Source organism: Peptoniphilus gorbachii (assembly GCF_016908115.1).
Lineage (GTDB): Bacteria > Bacillota > Clostridia > Tissierellales > Peptoniphilaceae > Peptoniphilus_A > Peptoniphilus_A gorbachii.
Genome location: NZ_JAFBDH010000012.1, coordinates 17,671 through 35,288 on the forward strand (window position 1 = coordinate 17,671; position 17,618 = coordinate 35,288).

General features: G+C 31.1%; 18 protein-coding genes. 2 read left to right on the top strand and 16 right to left on the bottom strand.

The window, feature by feature from the left end; all coding sequences use genetic code 11:
- Positions 1–69 precede the first annotated feature (69 nt).
- The 9 genes from JOD41_RS08470 to JOD41_RS08510 all read right to left on the bottom strand — a co-directional run bounded on the left by JOD41_RS08470 (position 70) and on the right by JOD41_RS08510 (position 7,550).
- Complete coding sequence (locus JOD41_RS08470) at positions 70–1,164, bottom strand: BMP family ABC transporter substrate-binding protein (RefSeq protein ID WP_205052453.1); 1,095 nt, start codon at positions 1,162–1,164, stop codon at positions 70–72.
- Positions 1,165–1,297: 133 nt separating this feature from the next.
- A complete protein-coding gene (locus JOD41_RS08475; RefSeq protein ID WP_205052454.1) occupies positions 1,298–1,918 on the bottom strand; it encodes an N-acetyltransferase in 621 nt (206 codons plus the stop codon).
- Positions 1,905–2,081, bottom strand: coding sequence for a hypothetical protein (locus JOD41_RS08480; protein ID WP_019124221.1), 177 nt, complete (start codon positions 2,079–2,081; stop codon positions 1,905–1,907). Before JOD41_RS08480 ends, JOD41_RS08475 begins: the two co-directional genes overlap by 14 nt.
- Before the next feature lie 117 nt (positions 2,082–2,198).
- On the bottom strand, positions 2,199–3,227 hold the full coding sequence (locus tag JOD41_RS08485) for a hypothetical protein (RefSeq protein ID WP_205052455.1): 1,029 nt from the start codon (positions 3,225–3,227) through the stop codon (positions 2,199–2,201).
- Between the two features lie 83 nt (positions 3,228–3,310).
- Positions 3,311–4,357 carry an ABC transporter substrate-binding protein gene (locus JOD41_RS08490; protein WP_205052456.1) on the bottom strand — a complete coding sequence of 349 codons (1,047 nt, stop codon included), beginning with the start codon at positions 4,355–4,357 and terminating at the stop codon, positions 3,311–3,313.
- Positions 4,354–5,139, bottom strand: a complete 786-nt coding sequence (locus JOD41_RS08495; protein ID WP_156699889.1) for an ABC transporter permease — start codon at positions 5,137–5,139, stop codon at positions 4,354–4,356. The genes JOD41_RS08490 and JOD41_RS08495 overlap by 4 nt, the downstream gene beginning before the upstream one ends.
- Positions 5,136–5,969, bottom strand: coding sequence for an ABC transporter permease (locus JOD41_RS08500; RefSeq protein ID WP_205052457.1), 834 nt, complete (start codon positions 5,967–5,969; stop codon positions 5,136–5,138). The genes JOD41_RS08495 and JOD41_RS08500 overlap by 4 nt, the downstream gene beginning before the upstream one ends.
- Positions 5,966–7,000 (bottom strand): ABC transporter ATP-binding protein, encoded by a 1,035-nt coding sequence (locus JOD41_RS08505; RefSeq protein ID WP_205052458.1) that lies wholly within the window; start codon positions 6,998–7,000, stop codon positions 5,966–5,968. Before JOD41_RS08505 ends, JOD41_RS08500 begins: the two co-directional genes overlap by 4 nt.
- A gap of 10 nt (positions 7,001–7,010) precedes the next feature.
- Positions 7,011–7,550, bottom strand: coding sequence for a helix-turn-helix domain-containing protein (locus JOD41_RS08510; protein WP_205052459.1), 540 nt, complete (start codon positions 7,548–7,550; stop codon positions 7,011–7,013).
- Between the two features lie 214 nt (positions 7,551–7,764).
- Between JOD41_RS08510 and JOD41_RS08515 the strand changes: the two genes are divergently transcribed.
- Complete coding sequence (locus JOD41_RS08515; RefSeq protein ID WP_205052460.1) at positions 7,765–8,475, top strand: heparan-alpha-glucosaminide N-acetyltransferase; 711 nt, start codon at positions 7,765–7,767, stop codon at positions 8,473–8,475.
- On the opposite strand, the gene JOD41_RS08520 is transcribed toward JOD41_RS08515, so the two are convergent.
- From JOD41_RS08520 to JOD41_RS08535, 4 genes are read right to left on the bottom strand one after another with little or no spacing between them, the layout of a single operon-like run.
- On the bottom strand, positions 8,472–9,314 hold the full coding sequence (locus JOD41_RS08520; RefSeq protein WP_205052461.1) for a TPM domain-containing protein: 843 nt from the start codon (positions 9,312–9,314) through the stop codon (positions 8,472–8,474). The two genes, JOD41_RS08515 and JOD41_RS08520, sit on opposite strands and share 4 nt — an antisense overlap.
- 9 nt (positions 9,315–9,323) lie before the next feature.
- Positions 9,324–9,896: a LemA family protein gene (locus JOD41_RS08525; protein ID WP_205052462.1), complete on the bottom strand. Its 573-nt coding sequence runs from the start codon at positions 9,894–9,896 to the stop codon at positions 9,324–9,326.
- Complete coding sequence (gene thiI / locus JOD41_RS08530; protein WP_156699875.1) at positions 9,886–11,067, bottom strand: tRNA uracil 4-sulfurtransferase ThiI; 1,182 nt, start codon at positions 11,065–11,067, stop codon at positions 9,886–9,888. Before thiI ends, JOD41_RS08525 begins: the two co-directional genes overlap by 11 nt.
- 8 nt (positions 11,068–11,075) lie before the next feature.
- Positions 11,076–12,221, bottom strand: a complete 1,146-nt coding sequence (locus JOD41_RS08535) for a cysteine desulfurase family protein (RefSeq protein ID WP_205052463.1) — start codon at positions 12,219–12,221, stop codon at positions 11,076–11,078.
- Positions 12,222–12,362: 141 nt separating this feature from the next.
- Here JOD41_RS08535 and JOD41_RS08540 point away from each other — a divergent pair, with 141 nt between their 5' ends.
- Positions 12,363–13,457, top strand: coding sequence for a ribonuclease H-like domain-containing protein (locus tag JOD41_RS08540; protein WP_205052464.1), 1,095 nt, complete (start codon positions 12,363–12,365; stop codon positions 13,455–13,457).
- A gap of 200 nt (positions 13,458–13,657) precedes the next feature.
- Here JOD41_RS08540 and JOD41_RS08545 read toward each other — a convergent pair whose 3' ends face one another.
- The 3 genes from JOD41_RS08545 to JOD41_RS08555 all read right to left on the bottom strand — a co-directional run.
- Complete coding sequence (locus JOD41_RS08545; RefSeq protein ID WP_205052465.1) at positions 13,658–14,908, bottom strand: RNA-binding domain-containing protein; 1,251 nt, start codon at positions 14,906–14,908, stop codon at positions 13,658–13,660.
- An 815-nt stretch (positions 14,909–15,723) separates the two neighbouring features.
- Positions 15,724–15,915: a hypothetical protein gene (locus JOD41_RS08550; RefSeq protein WP_205052466.1), complete on the bottom strand. Its 192-nt coding sequence runs from the start codon at positions 15,913–15,915 to the stop codon at positions 15,724–15,726.
- 75 nt (positions 15,916–15,990) lie between these two features.
- Positions 15,991–17,618: stalk domain-containing protein (locus tag JOD41_RS08555; RefSeq protein WP_239541179.1), on the bottom strand; the 1,628-nt coding region annotated here is incomplete at its 5' end.

The window sequence follows — 17,618 nt, forward strand, 5'->3', positions numbered from 1 at the left end:
AAGATATGTCATACAAAATAAAAAAGCCACCTCATAAATATGAAATGACTTTTAAAAAATTTTTAAAAATTATTTATATTGGTTGTAAGTTTCTTCGTTGTAAGGAACTTTAATTTCGCCAGAAATAATTTTTTTAGTTATTTCGTCAACTTTCTTTAAAATTTCAGGTTTAACATTTTTGTCAGATGTTGGTGCAATACCCACTGCTCCGTTATCAGCTAAACCAAATTCAATAGTTCTTCCACCTTCAAATTTTCCTTCTTGCATATCTTTTACAACTTGGTAAACAGCAACATCGCCATTTTTCATTGCAGAAGTTAATACATTTTCAGGAGCTCTGTCGTTTTGGTCTCTATCAACACCAATTGCCCACTTGTCAGCTTCTTTAGCAGCTTCGATAACACCTTCGCCTGCTCCACCAGCTGCGTGGAATACTACGTCAGCACCATTTTGGAACATAGTAGCAGTAATTGATTTACCCTTTTGTGCATCAGAGAAGTTTCCAACATATTGGCTAAGAACTTCTATATCAGTTCCTTTTTCTTTAGCTGCATAATCAACACCAGCCTTGTAACCATATTCAAATCCCCAGATGATGTTTCCTTCTTGACCACCAACAAAACCAACTTTGTTAGTTTCAGTAGTCATACCAGCAATATAACCAACTAGGAAAGATGGTTCTTGTGCCCTAAACATAATTCCAAGTAAGTTTTTAGGAGCTTCAATCTTGTTGCCATTTCCATCAACTGTAACATCAACGTCAACTATTGCATAGTTAATTTCAGGATACATTCCAGCAGCTTCAGCTACATTACCACCCATTTTGTAACCAGCGCCAACGATTAAATTCTTTTCTTGATCAGCAAAAGTTTCTAAGTTTGGAGTGTAGTCCTTAGTGTCCTTAGATTCAATGTATTCAGCCTTGATTCCAAGTTCTTTTTGTGCCTTTTGAAGTCCTTCCCATACACCTTGGTTAAAGGATTGGTCGTTAACTCCACCTTCGTCAGTAACAAAACCAACATTTACATCAGTTTTAGCTTCTGTGCTTTCTTTTTTAGTAGCGTTTTCAGCTTTATTATCAGCTTCTTTTTTATTTCCGCCACCACATGCAACAAGTGTCATTGCAATTAATAACACTGCTAGCAAAGTAAGTTTCTTTTTCATAAATAAATCCTCCTATTTGTATTTAATTAAATTATATATTATAGCGACATTTATTTCAATTTTATTATAAAAGATAAAAATTTAGAAAAAGTTTTCCTAAATCTTCCCATAAAAAAACTGCAAAAAAATGCAGTTATTTTAAATATCTTATTAATTGAACTAAATATTTTCCATTTAAATTAGTTTCTTCTTTATCAAGTTTTCTTTTACCAAAAATAGTAAACCCATTATTCTCATAAAAATTAATTAACCCCTCTACATCTTCGCACTCAAGATAAACAAATTTACCTCCGCTTATATCTTGTGCTGATCTAACTTTTCTGCAAGCAAGTTCTAATAACTCACTTCCCGAAATAAGAGAATAGTCATCAATATTATAATTTTTGCCAAGTTGACCAATTAAATGGCAAGACATAATATAACTTTTTAACTTGGGTTCAAAGTTTGAATATGTGTTAATCTTTTTTCTCAAACTATTGGAAATTCTGGCATCGCTTTTAATAACAACAGCCTTCATAGCAAGAGAATAATAAGCCAAAAATTCTAAGTTACCTTTATATTTTGTAAAAACTAGATAAGTGGAAGCTAAACCTCTTTTTCCAAACTCTTCAGCCTTGTTTTTTAAAAAATAATTTACATCTTCATTATATTTTGAATCAAAACTATTTAATAAATCATGAGTCTCTTCTTCTCCTCTAGCATCTAAAAAATCTCTTAAATTTACCTCAAATAATTTTGATTTATTCATTATCATTAAAGTACTTCTCCAAATCTTCAGCCTTTAAAGTTTGTACTTCTCTATCTAATTTTACTTTAGGGTCAGGCTTTTTTATCGCCTTATCTAAAGCGTAAAAGAAATTACTTGTATCTCTTTTTGTTTTTAAGTTGATTGTTTTTAAAAAACTTTTTGTAGCCATAATACCCCTCCTATAGTCATATTATATCACAAAATATTTAAGTAAATATTTTAATTTACTTTGTTTGTATAAAAAAGCCCAACTAGGTTGAGCTTTTACTTAATGTTTTATTATTTTTTATCCTATGAAAACTCTTGGTATCATAAATAATACTACTGACAATACAAAGTACATTAACAAAAAGGCTAGTGATTGTTTCATTTCCTTTGTGCCAAAAGTTAGGTCATCATCCGCTGCTAAAAATCTTGCAACAATTGATGCAAGGCAGCCCAAAATTGGATAAATAATTAGGAGTCCAAGGTTACTTGTTCCCTTACCTATAAATCTATAAAAGGCAGGAATCATTATAAATAATGCACCAAGATAAATTGGGAAACTTCCCTTATCAAGCCAAATTAGTGCAATTACAGCAATTGTCAAAATTAAAAATGCAACTGTTGAAATTGTGTTAATTAGTGAAATTTTATTTATCAAAGCTTGGTTAATTAGTTCCAATTTATTGATATAGTAGCCAGAATTTGTGTAGGCTTCCTTGACACTGTCTGTTGATTTTGTAGTTTCTGTCCAGTTTTCTACCTTTGCATTTGTTACAAATATTGATGCGTCTTCAACTTTTTGTCCACCAGAAAAATATAGTGGATTTGGACTATAGTAAACTTCAAAATCATATTCTCCAACTTTTTCTGACAAGTCCAATTTTACTTCACTTAGTGCTTTAAACTCTTTATTTTCAGTTTTGTTGTAAAAATCTTTAACTTTTAATTTTAATTTTTCTTCAAAAAGTGATTTGTTAATTTTGTCAAAATCTCCTTTAAGATTTACCTTTGACTTAGTAAAGTTTACTCCTTCACCAAAGAAAATTTGTCTAATTGGCGTACCCATTATTCTTGCAGTTGTATCTTCTCCTGTGTAAGAAAATTTTATGTCATATTTTATGAGTCTTTCGCTACCTTCATTTACTACAGATCTTGCAACTTGAAGATTTTCTACTCCATCGGAATTGTTAAATAAAATTCCGTCAAATTCTCTTTCTACATTTGAATTTGGCCACATAAGAGACTTACTTAAAAAAGCAGTTAGAGAAACTAACATAAGTACTAATAAAAAAATTGCAAATATTATAAGCTTTTTTATTCTCTTGTTCATTTTAAACCTCCATTATGAAAACATTTCGCTTATACTATATAATATCACATGAAGGTCCTAAAATAAACAAATTTATTAGCATATTAAAGATTGGAAGCATTTATTTCTGTCCAAATTCTATCGTAAACTTTTATAAAGTCTCCAAGATCTCTAAAAGCTTCAAGAGGTGGAAGTGAATCGAAGTCTGGATAGGCAACTTTTGAATTTTTAATTTCATCTGGAAGAAGGTCTTTTACACCCTTAACAGGTGAAGTGTATCCAACACAGTGTTCTGCATTTTTTGCTTGCACTTCTTTTTTAAGCATATAATTTATAAATTTTTCTGCTCCAGATACATTTTTTGCATTCTTTGGAATTACCATGGAATCGTACCAAATATTTGAGCCTTCCTTTGGAACTACATACTCTAAATCTTCATTTTGTTGCATCATAAGAAGGGCATCACCTGAATACATTACAGATAAATTCGCATCTCCTTGCACAACTACATCTCTTCCATCATCATCAAGATAAGCATATACAAGTGGTTTTTGTTCTATAAGAGATTTTTTTGCTTCTTCAAGTTCTTTTTCATTTGTTGAATTTAGTGAATAGCCAAGTCTTTTTAGGGCAAGGCCAAGAGTATCTCTTTGAGAATTATACATAATTATTTGGTCTTTATATTTTTCATTCCACAAAATATTCCAAGAATCAACTTTATCTGTAACTTCCTTTTTGTTGTAGACAATGCCCACAGTTCCCCAGAAGTATGGAACAGAATACTTATTTTCCGCATCAAAGCTTGGGTTTTTTAACTTGTCTTCAACTTCAGCAAAGTTTGGAATGTTTTGGAAATTAATTTCTTGAATTAAGCCTTCTTTTATAAGTCTTTCAATCATATAATCACTTGGCACAATTACATCGTACTTATCTTGTGATTGTGTCATCTTTATATAAAGGTCTTCGTTAGAAGCGTAAGTGTCATAATTAACCTTTATTCCAGTTTCCTTTTGGAAGTCCTTTAAAATTGATGGGTCAATGTATTCGCCCCAATTGTAAACATAAATTTCTTCCTTTGCTTGGTCTTTTTTGCCACAAGCAGTTAAAGTTAAAAGCATTAAGACTGATAGTGCTAAAATTATTTTTTTCATATTTCCACCTCAATTTTTTTATTTTTTTCGCTTCTCTTGTTAATTATTACAAGTAAAATTAAAAGAGATACTAGCATAAGTGTTGATACTGCATTTATTGACGGATTTATTCCCTTTCTTGCCATGGAATAAATTGTAATTGATAAGTTTGAAACTCCTTGTCCTGTGTTGAAAAAGGAAATTACAAAATCGTCAATGGAAAGTGTAAAGGACATCAAGGCTCCCGTAAGTATTGCAGGTTTTATCTGTGGTATTACCACATGAAGAATTGCATAAGCTGGCGTAGCACCTAAATCTAAGGCAGCCTCAAGAGTATTTTTTTGCAGTTGATTTAATTTTGGCAAAATTGACAAAATTACATAGGGAATACAAAAGACTATGTGTGAAATTATCATTGTTGTATATCCCATTCTTATATTAAATAGTCCAAATAAACCCATTAATGCCACAGCTGTAACTATGTCTGGGTTAATTACTGGAAGATAATTTATATTTAAGATTGCATCTTTCTTAAATCCTCTTAATTCATTTATGGCAATGGCAGAAATTGTCCCCACTACTGTTGAAATTATTGTCGCCACAATAGCCACAAAAATCGTCGTCCAAAGGGAAGATAAAATTGCCGGGTCATTAAATAAGTTTTTGTACCATTTTAAGGTAAAGCCAGCCCAGGAACCTCTAAGTTTAGAATTGTTAAAACTAAAGACAACTAAAATTACTATGGGGGCGTACAAGAAAACAAAAATCAAAAATAAATAAATTCTATCAATTATTTTTTTCAAAATATATCTCCTCCCAAATCCCCAGTTTTAATTTTTTTATTAAATAATTTTGGCACAACTAAAATCAAAAGCATAATTACAATTAAAATCATTGAAATGGCAGAGCCAAAGCCCCAATCTCCTGTAAATGTAAATTGTTTTTCGATTAAATTTCCTATTAAATAGAAGTTGTTTCCACCTAGTAAGTTTGGAACAACAAAAGTTGAAATTGCCGGAATAAATACCATAGTTATGCCTGTGTAAATGCCAGGAAGTGAAAGTGGAAAAATAACTTTTGTGAAAACTTCGAAGTCATTTGCTCCAAGGTCCTTGGCTGCTTCAATTAATTTTTGGTCCATTTTTAAAAGGACTGTATAAATTGGAAGAACCATAAAGGGCAAAAAGTTATAAACCATACCTATCATAATTGCCTTGGAATTATACATAAGATCCCAAGGTCCCAGTCCAAAAAGTCCAATAAATTTATTTATAAGCCCCTTGTTACCTAAAAGAGTAAGCCAAGCATAAGTCCTAAGAAGGAAATTCATCCACATGGGAATTATGAAAATTAAAATCATATTATTTCTAACTTTTTCACTCATCTTTGAAATAATATAGGCAACTGGATAACCAACAATTAAGCATAAAATTGTTGATAGACCAGCAAGAATTAGTGAAGTTATTAAAATTTTTACATATAAAGGTTCAAAAAATCTTGAAAAATTATCAAGAGTAAAAGCAAATTCAGATAAATCTGTATTTGAACTTAGAGCATGAGCAAGTATTAAAAATAGTGGCAGTACAATAAAAATTAGTCCCCAAAATAAATATATCAGTGAAAATTTTTTCATATCAACCTCATTACATGGATTAGGTCAGGCTTAATAATTATGCCTGTCTTTTCACCCACTTCTCTCTTTTCCGTTGATTGCACAAGCATAGAATAACCATCTACATCAACAGTCATTTCATAGTGAACACCCTTAAAGACAAGACTTGTAACAATGCCTTCAATTTGATAATTTTCATCTACTAAAAGCACATCTTCAGGTCTCACAACTACTTCAACATCTTCCATCTTGTTAAAACCACTGTCTACACAAGGAAAATCATAGTCTAAAAATCTTACCTTGTAGTCTTCGAGCATCTTTGCCTCAATAATATTTGATTCGCCAATAAAATCTGCAACAAAGGCATTTTTTGGCTCGTTGTAAATATTTAGAGGACTATCCATTTGTTGGATTTCTCCATCATTTAAAACGACTACAGTGTCACTCATAGATAGGGCCTCTTCTTGGTCATGAGTTACATAAATAAAAGTGATGCCAACACTTTTTTGTATTCTTTTAAGTTCAATCTGCATTGCCTGTCTAAGTTTTAAGTCAAGAGCACCAAGAGGTTCATCAAGAAGGAGAACTTCTGGCTCATTGACAAGAGCTCTTGCAATGGCAATTCTTTGTTGTTGACCACCAGATAATGATTCGATTTCTCTATTTTCAAAGCCAGAAAGATTTACAAGCTTTAAAACTTCCTTTACCTTTTCCTTTATAAGATTTTTGTCCATTTTTTTAATATTAAGACCGAAGGCGATATTCTTGTAAACATTCATGTGAGGAAAAAGTGCATACTTTTGAAAAACTGTGTTGATTTTTCTCTCATAGGCTTCTTTATTAGTAATATCTTCTCCATTAAAAAGAATTTTTCCCTCGTCAGGCTCTTCAAAACCACCAATTAGTCTTAAAATTGTAGTTTTACCACAGCCAGATGGACCTAAAATAGTAAGAAATTCATCTTTTTTAACCTTAAAATCGAAATTCTTTAAAATAACATTATCGCCAAAACTTTTTGTCACATTTTTTAATTCAATTACATAATTTTCCATAATTCACCGCCTAAAAATTTGGTGGAGATGAAATCCACAAAATCTCAGTTTCAAACTTTCCTTCATTTTTTAAGTAGTGGGAGGAGTTTGCTTTAAAATAAAAACTTTCTCCCTTTTTAACTTTATACTCTTTATTTCCATAAATTAGAGTTACGCTGCCTCTTATGACATAGCCAAACTCTTCCCCCTCGTAGGGTTGAAGCTCTTTTGATTTTCCACCAGGACTTATTTTTATTCGCATAGGCTCCATTTCATTTTTTTGTGCATTGGGCACAACCCAATCAAGAACATAGCCAAGTTCTTCATTTTCACTTTCAAAAAAATCCTCATCTTTAAAAGTGATTTTTTCATTTTCTTCTTTTTTAAAAAAATGAGAAGGATCTGTCCCGAGAGCCTCTAAAATATCTAAAAGAGAATCAACAGAAGGCGATGTCAAGTCCCTTTCGATTTGTGAAATAAAGCCCTTTGTAAGTTCTGACCTATCAGCCAATTCCTCTTGAGTAAGGCCTTTTTCAATTCTCATATCTCTTATTTTATTTCCAATATCCATTGCATCACCTAAAATATTAAACAAATTACTTAAATTATTAAACTCATTAGAGTATAATTGTTAAATATATTAATGTCAATAGCTTTGGCTTATTTAATAAAGTAAATTTTTTGTTAAATATAATTTACTAAAATTTTTCTTAAATTTTTTCCTTTTAAATTTCATTTTCCTTGTTCAATAATTATTTGTGTTATAATTTTTCCAGAGGTGTAAAATGGATACTACAAAAAAAAGATACAATGCCATAGATTTTTTGCGTGGCTTTACTATTATAAATATGATAATTTTTCACGGTCTTTTTGATCTTGAAAATTTTTACGGCTTTAATTTTAATCACGACTTTTACTACTACCAACAATACATTTGCATTTCCTTTATTTTGATTTCAGGTTACTCAACACATTTTTCAAATAATTTTAAGAAAAAGTTTTTGATTTTAACGGGACTTTCTCTTTTAATCACTGTGGGATCCTATATTTTTTCAAGAGAAGATGCAATTTATTTTGGGGTAATTCATTTTTTTGCTGCTGCAACATTAATTCACATGCTATTAGAAAATTACATAAAAAAAATAAATCCAAGGCTTGGACTTATTATTAATACGATTTTATTTGTCAGCTTAAAAAATATTTATTACGGAAGTATTTTCTTTGGGAAAATTCTTGTTCCTAAGTCTCTATACTCTTTAAATTTATTCTTCTTAGGTTTACCAGGCGAAAATTTTTCTTCTGGAGATTATTTTCCAATTATTCCATGGATATTTTTATTTTACATGGGTTACTTCCTCTTTGATTTTATAAAATTTACAAAAAAAGAAGCCTCCCATAACTTTATAAATGTCATGGGTAGGCATTCTCTTTTAATATATTTTCTCCATCAAATTATTTTAATTGGAGTTTTCTCTCTAATCTTTAGCTTTAATTAGATTCCTCCACTGGCGCCACCGCCACCAGAAGAACCTCCGCCGCCGAAGCCGCCAAAGCCTCCGCCACCGAAGCCACCAGAGCTTCCAAAACCTCCAGAGCCGCCAAAGCCACCGTATCCACCGCCGAAGCTTCCTGGTCCCCAGAAAATTACAGGTCTTCGTCTTCTTCTGCCGCCAGATCCTCTTCCGCCACCATCATTTTTATTTCTAAAAATAAGTGAAATTATAAAAAGAATTAAAATTATTCTCAATATAGGAAAAATTGATATAAATAGATTACCTTCACCTTCATCAGATGAATAATCAATTTCTTCTTGTGGCTCTCTTGCCACAATATCCACATCATATTCCCCTTCATATAATTTTATTAACTGAGCATAACCTTCAAGGACTGCTTTTTCAAAAGGTCTGTCATTTTCATTTTCTGATACGACTTTTCCCATTGCCCTTATAATTCTTGAGGCATAGGCATCGGGTATAAAACCTTCAGAGCCATAACCAGTCTCGATTCTTACATATCTATTGTTTTCATCTAAAAGTGCCACAAGCATGAGAACACCATTGTCCTTATCCTTGTCGCCAATTTTTATGTCATTAAAAATCTTTGTGCCATACTCTTCTAGTGAATAGCCTTCCAAATCCTTGACTATAACAACGGCAATTTCTCCACCAGTTTTCTTTTTTAAATCATAAGTGGTCTTGTTGAGATAATCAATTGACTCCTGGCTTAAAGTATTTGTTTCGTCATAGACATTGTAAGACATTTCACTTTTGTCAAAGGCATAAACATTAAAGACTAGGGTGAATACAAATAAAATTGTAGCTAACAATTTTTTCATTTTAATCACCTAAAACTTAACTTCTGGTACTTGATTGTCCTTTTCTGAAACTTCAAAATAATCTCTTGGTCCAAATCCTAAAATTTTTGCAATAAGATTTGTTGGAAATCTTCTAACTTTTTGATTGTAAAGTTTAACTGTATCGTTATATCTCATTCTTTCAGTTGCAATTCTATTTTCTGTGCCTTCAAGTTGTGCTTGTAGGTCTAAGAAATTTTGATTTGCCTTTAATTCTGGATAATTTTCAACAACTACATTAAGTCTGCCAATTGCTTCTGTCAAATTATCATTGGCTTCAGCTAGTTCCTTAGGTGTCTTTGCTTCAGAAATACCAGCACGAGCCTTAGTAATTTCAGTGAAAGTATCCTTTTCGTGAGAAGCATAACCCTTTACTGTTTCTACAATATTAGGAATTAAATCTGCACGTCTTTTAACTTGGTTTTGGACTTGTGCCCAAGCACCATTAACATCTTCATCTAGCTTAACTAGATTGTTCCATTGTCCGCCGAAGAAAATTGCAAGCACAACTACTATAGCAATTATTGCAATAATCCCAACAGCACCTTTGTTTTTATTCTTCATAGTCTCCTCCTATTTTTGTGATTTCCATTTTACTTAAAGCTTCATCAACAAGCTTGTCACAGTCAAGTGGCTCTTCAGACTTTTCTATTCCTTCAACATTTGGTGTCAAAAGTGGATGTTTTGGCAAGAACACTGTGCAGCAATCTTCGAAAGGAAGAATTGATGTCTCATAAGTATCAATGTCCTTGGCTATATCAATAATATTTACCTTATCCATGCCAATAAGTGGTCTAAAGACCAATTTATCTGTAATATCATTAGTAACCTTCAAACCGTCAATAGTTTGTGAAGCAACTTGACCAAGGTTTTCGCCAGTGATAATGCAGTCGTATCCATTTTCTCTTGCAATTTTATCTGCAATTCTCATCATAAATCTACGAGAAATAATAGTCATCTCATCTTCAGGACAATTTATATTTATTTCCTTTTGAATATCCAAAATATTTACAGAATAAAAAGTGAGTTCGCCAGAAAAACTTGAAATATCCTCTGCAAGTTTTTTGACCTTTTCTTCTCCTCTTTCAGATGTAAAAGGATAGGAATGGAAATGCAAGCAGTCTACAAGGACGCCTCTTTTTGCCATTAAAAATCCTGCTACTGGAGAATCAATACCTCCTGAAAGAAGAAGTAGTCCCCTGCCATTTGTTCCAGATGGAAGTCCACCGTGAGCTTTAATCTTATCTACATAAATATAGGTATCCTTTTTCAAATCACAATAAACAAAAAAGTCAGGATTATGGACATCAACTTTTATGTCAAAGTTTTTTAAAATTACGCCGCCAATTTTTGCAGAAATTTCCATAGAATTAAGTGGAAAAGATTTGTCGCCCCTATTGGTTTTTACCTTAAAAGTTTTATAAGATGGATTTTTCTTTAAAGTTTCATCTACAATTTTTATTACAGCTTCTTCAATTTTTTCCTTATCAGTTTCCACAACATAGCATGGCGCAATGTAGACAATGCCAAAGACGTGTTTTAGCCTATTTATCATCTTTTCTTCATTATCTGTAACAAGTTCAACATAGACCTTGCCCATATTTTGATAAATTTTGCCATGGTCAAGATTTCTCAAATTTCTCTTTATAGTGGAAATAAGTTTATTAACAAATTTATATCTATTTTTACCCTTTAGGACAAGCTCTCCAAGTGAGAGTGCCATAACTTTTTTCATTCTATCACCTATCTCATTATCTTTCTTATTTCATTTACATACTTTAAAAGCTTTTCAACAAAAATATCTATGTCCTCTTTTGTGGTATCCTTTGAAATACAAATTCTTATTGTGCCTTCAGAGTATTTATCTGATAGACCAATTGCCTTTAAAGTCGTAGACTTGTGCGTGCCATTAGATGTGCAGGCAGATGCAGTGGAAATATAAATTTCATCCCCTTCTAAATAATGAAGAAGAACTTCTGCCCTAATGTCTAAAATTGAAAGGGACACAATAAAATCTGTAGAATTTTCTGGAGTATTTATTTTGTAGTCCTCTAAATTTTCTTCTAATTTTTTTAAAAGATAGGCCTTAATTTCTTTTGCATGGCTAAGTCTTTTTTCTAGATCTCTTTTTGTAAGTTCACAAGCCTTACCAAAACCAAGTATACCAGGAACATTTTCTGTACCAGATCTTAGACCCTTTTCTTGACCTCCACCAATTACAAGACTTTCTATGTTTAAGTCACGTCTTTTATAGAGGGCACCCATGCCCTTTGGTCCATAAATTTTGTGGGAAGAAAAAGAAAGAGTATCGCAGCCTAAATCTTTTACATTTACAGGAATTTTTCCAACAGCTTGAACTCCGTCAACATGACAGAGAATATTTTTGTTTTTTGCCTTGGCAATTTCAAAAAGCTCTTTAACCTTATTTACAGTGCCAAGCTCATTGTGAACATAAATTAGAGAAATTAAAATAGTATCATCATTTACTTCCTCTTTAAACTTTTCTATATCAACAGCACCAGTTTCGTCTACGTCTAAATAACAAACATCGTAGCCAAGTTCTTTGTAGTGCTTAAATTGATCATCAATAGATGCGTGTTCAATGGCAGATGTAATAATTTTCTTGCCCTTTCTCTTGTTTTTTAAAATAGCACCGTGAACTGCAATGTTGTTGCTTTCAGTTCCACCAGATGTAAAATAAATTTCATCAGCCTGAGCACCAATAAGACTAGCAACATTTTTTCTTGCAGCTTCAATTTCCTTTTCAACCTTTAAGCCAAAGCTGTGAAGAGATGAAGGGTTGGCAAAATCATCTGTTAGTGCCTTCATCATGGCATGAACAACTTCCGGATCAGGTTTTGTAGTCGCACAATTATCTAAATAAATCATAAATCTTCCTTCTATCATAAATTCTTTCTAATACATTATACTATAACACGATTTTCCCTTCTATTCTAATTTTCAATGAGATTATAGATAAAATTTTTATTTTCTAAAATTTTTTAATGGTATACTTGAAGTGGTGATAAGATGAAAAAATTTGAAAGAAAAATAAAAAGACCTTATGAAAATTATTTAAAAATAGAAACATCCGGACTTTCAAAAGATAGAGATTCAATTATTGCAATAAGCCTTGCAGAAAAAAATAGAGATGTCCTAAAAACTTTTTACCTAGAAAATTTAAAAGAGGAAGAAAAATTGTTAGAAGAAGTTTTACCTTTAGTTTACGGAAAAAAATTTGTAACTTACTCTGGCAAGTCCTTTGACCTTCCCTTTATAAGAGAAAAAGTAAAATTTTATTTTAATAGAGATTTTGATCTTCATCTTATAGATTTGCAAGAAGTTACAAAAAAATATAACTTCATATTTAATTTAGAATCCCACTCAAATAAGGCACTATTAGAAAATTTTATTGGGAAAGATTATTTAAAAGACCAAAAAGAATACCAGGGCATAAAAATAAAAACCCTCTTTAAAAAATACCTAGAGGGCGATGAGTCTGCACTAGAAAAAATTTTAGCTTATAATTTTATGAGCCTTGAAAATCTAATAATACTTGATCGAAAAATAAAAAAAGAACTAGAAAAAAATCTCATCCTAAAAATTTTAGACTTCATATTTTTTATAAGAGACATAAAACTTTTGGATAACAAGCTAGAAATATCTGGAATCACAAATTACAGATCCGACTATTTCTCCAACAATGAATTATACACAATTGAGATAAGTGGACTTGAGGAAGAAGAAAAATTTGGCAAAGAAGAAAAAAATAAGGGAGAAGAAAAAATTTGCGAATCAGAAAATCTTTACCAATCTCTAAAAAATTACGAATCTTCGAAAAATTACCAATCAGAAAATAATTCTGAATCAGCAAAAAATTATGAATCAGTAAAAAATAAAGAAGAAGATAAAAAATTTTCTTTAAAAATAAATACAGAGGATGGGCTTTATGACCAGAAAAACTCTTGCTACTATGTAAGGAAAAAAGACTTGGGCTTGCATCTTACAAACCCAAGTAAAATAAAAAGCCCAGCTCAAATCCAAATCCTCTACTACAAAAACCACCTCTACAAAAACCAAGTGGAACTAATGAGAAAAATAATAAAAAAAGAATTAGAACAATAAAAAAATATCACCTGTATCGGCTTTACAGGTGGTAAAATAAAAAGTAGTTAAAATGTGTGAACCACCTATATCGGCTTAGGTGGTTTATATAAATAACACTAAGGCGACCGCTTCTTGTACCCTATGGGTATTAACGGCGTCCTCATTCATATATAGTACCATTTTTTATAAAATAATCAAATAAACTTTATAGTCTGATCTTATTTCAAAGAATACTTTGTTCCTCTTCCCTTTCCACTTTTTATGACATAACCCTTATCCATCAAATCATTTAACAAATTTAAAACTTTATTCTTTCCAAAACCAGTGTCATTTGCAATCACAGAACTAGCAAGAGATTTATACTCCAATGCCTTATAAACCCTTGTCTCATCTTGGCTTAAATTTTCCACACCTAAAATAAGAGGCAATCTAACCTCAATAGAATTATCAAAGATTTTAAAAGTAGGATTTTTCGCAGAATCTTTATAAGCTTCTTTGATTCTCTTGATTCCAGTTCCAAAACTTTCAATAATGTTCAATCTGAAAAATATATTGCCAATAATAGGATTTCTCATAACAGAAATTTGTCCATTGAGATACTCCTCCTCGCTTATACCAGTTGGCAAACCACCAGGAGAAACAATAGTTATAAATTCTTTTTCCATAGAAACTTGAATATAAGAATTTGCCATCCAATCCCTATGAACTAAGGCGTTGGCGATAGCTTCTCTAAAAGCTTTCTCAGGAATTAAGTCAACTTTTTCACGATAAGAACCTTTAATATTTTCAAATTGATAATATTCTCTATACTTATCAATGCTTATGTCAAAAGCTTCAAGGATCGAAATATTCTTCAGTTGCAAGCGACTCAAAATAGTATTTTGACTTTCCCCAAACCTCACAATGTCAATCAAGTTATCTTCATTGTTATCTGCAAATAAAGAACCTGCATTAGTTAAAAAATTATTTTTATCAACTAATTCCAAAGTCTTTAAAATATCACTGTTTATTTTTTCAATACCTACAATTTCTTTAAATTTCTTTTCAAGATAAACAAAGCTGTTGTTTTCTTTTTTAGAAGACAGAGAATCATAAGATTTATTTTGACCTTCCATAATTAATCTTTTGAGTTCCAAACTATCAATTTCAACAGTTGAAGAATCATTTCTCTTGTAAGATTTTGACTTATAAAAATAAGGCTTTTCGATACCAGGACTGATTGTAAGTTTAATAATCTTTTTCTTGCAATCTACTTCTATCTCAAAATCTATTTGAGGTGTAATAGAATCATTTATCTTATTCTCAATAGCAATGGCATCAGATTTTAAATTAGTTAAACCCACAGACTTGCCATTATCATCGACGCCGAATAAAACTTCGCCACCATCGTAATTGGCAAAGGCAACAACTGTCTTTAAAAAAGAATCCGAAATTTTTTCCTTAAACTCTAAATTGCGTGTTTCTCTCATAACTCCTCCTGAATTAATTATATCAAAAGCAAACGCAAAAACAAACGTAAAATTTTGCGTTTGCTTTTGCATTTGAAATAAAACGTAAATTATATTTATTAAATTTAGAGCTTATATTTTCTTTTTTAAATTATTTTTTAGTAGAATCTACATATTAATAAAATTAGTAATTTTTAAGATCATCAAAATTCCATTCTTTTCTTTTATCAAAAGACATCATAGCTAAACTTATGCATGAAACAACATTAATAAAGCTTGAATTTAGTTCTTTATTTTCGGTTGGAAACAAAACTACAGAAAAAAACATTAAAATTAACATTAATAATTGTGCCCTTAATCTTATATTCTTAAGATATTTTTTACTATATTTTCACCAGTTTTTTCATTTATTTCATCATTTTCATTATTATAACCATCATTTAAAGATTTTATATATACTTCAGTAATTATACAAGTAATACAATCTGATATGAATTTAGGAACTAATATCAAAAAAAACAGATACCGTATAATTGTAACATTCAAAAATATTATGAGTTAACATAAATGCCCATGAGAAAAATATTACAAGTAAATTTATAGCTGTTGATATTACTCCAAATACAAATAATTTATCATTTTTCATTGGATTATAGTTTATTTGAACAAAATTTGCAAATAATATAACAATAAATAAAACTTTTAAAAACCTATCCAAAATCTTATCATTTCCTGCTCCAAAAGTTGTTGCTGTCAATAATAAAAATAATATTATAATATATAAAAATAAAACTAAACAAATTACTCTCTCAAAACTTCCACTAAAAATTCCGACTCTATTTTTCCCTAAACCAGAAAGAGTTATAATAAATAAATAAATAAATTGATAAAAACAATGGGATCAATGTTGTTAAACCTTGTTTTAAACAACCCTTTTCTTTATGTTTTTCAAAATATTTTGAAAAGAATTCTCTAAATATTTCTATATCTTCTTTTGTTTTAATCATAAGTTCAAATTTTTCACACATGAGTTTCCTCCTTTTAAAAATAAAATATGTAAAAAAAAAAAGACCGATTGCTCGGTCTTTTCTTTATTTTACAACTTATCTTCTAATATAAATTGTAGCACTCTTATCTTCTTGTTGCCATTCAATGTCTTGGTCAGATCCGTCAAGAGTATTTCCATTAGTTAAACCAAATACATTAGCTACGTTAACTACAGATACTAAAACTCTGTTATTTAACATAAGTGGTTTAGAATCCATCTTTATAGTCTTTCCGTTAGAAAGAACAATTTCATTTCCATCAACTTGGATTGATGCTGTTAAACCATCTTTAGTAAATGTAGCTGTTCTAGTTTTTGCATCCCATTTAACATCTGCTCCAATTGCTTCTGCAACATATCTAAGTGGAAGCATAGTTCTGTTATTTCTAAGAACTGGAGTTACATCCATTAAACGTTTAGTAACAACGCCATTTCTTACAACTTCATATTCGTATTCATTGATGTGGAATACATACCATAAAGTGTCATGAACTGGAGTTACAGCTATTGTCTTTTCAGGGACAACAGTTTTAACTGGATGAGTTGGAGTATAATCATGTTCAACTATTCCACCTGGGAAGATATGGTAATCATTATCTGGATTATATCCATTTTCTCCAATATAACCATTTCCATTGTCATCTCTTAACATAGAGTGTCCAAGAACGTCAATAATGATTGTAGTCTTACCACCTGATAGACTAGGATCTTTAATAGTTACTACAATAGGTCCATCAACATCAGCACCTGGAGTAACAATTATTTCTCCAGTATTTGGATTGATAGTTACTGGTATATATTTACCGTCTTCATCTTTTGCAGTTATACTTGTAACTTTGTCAGGATTATTAACAACTACGCCTGTTCCTTGAGCATCGTCTGTAGGTTCTACTGGTTTCTTCTTAGAATCATCAACAGTAGTATTTTTATCTGCTGGTGTATTTGCTTTCTTAACTGCCTTATCTGGTGTTAATTTACCAATTTCTTTGCCATCTTTATCTTTTACAGTTACTGTTCCGTCTTTACCTACTTCGACTGTTGCATCTTTTGGTAAATCTGGATTTGCTTTCTTAACTGCTTCTTCTACTTTACCTTTTTCTTCATCAGTTAAGTTAGATGGATCTTTTACTTCAACTGGTTTTTCTGGAGCTTTTAGAGCTTCCTTAACAGTTTCTTTTGCTGGAATTGTTCCAATTACGTTACCATCTTTATCTTTTACAGTTACTGTTCCGTCTTTACCTACTTCGACTGTTGCATCTTTTGGTAAATCTGGATTTGCTTTCTTAACTGCTTCTTCTACTTTACCTTTTTCTTCATCAGTTAAGTTAGATGGATCTTTTACTTCAACTGGTGTTGTTGGAGCTTTTAAAGCTTCCTTAACAGTTTCTTCTGGTTTTAATTTACCAAGTTCTTTGCCATCTTTATCTGTTACAGTTACTGAACCGTCATCACCTACAGTTACTTTCGCATCTGCTGGTAGATCTTTGTTTGCTTCTCTAACAGCTTTTTCTACATCTTTCTTTTCGTCTTCTGTTAACTTAGATGGATCTTTTACTGAAACTGGTGTTGCTGGAGCTACTACTGCTGCTTTCTTAACAGTTTCTTCTGGTTTTAATTTACCAAGTTCTTTGCCATCTTTATCTGTTACAGTTACTGAACCGTCATCACCTACAGTTACTTTCGCAT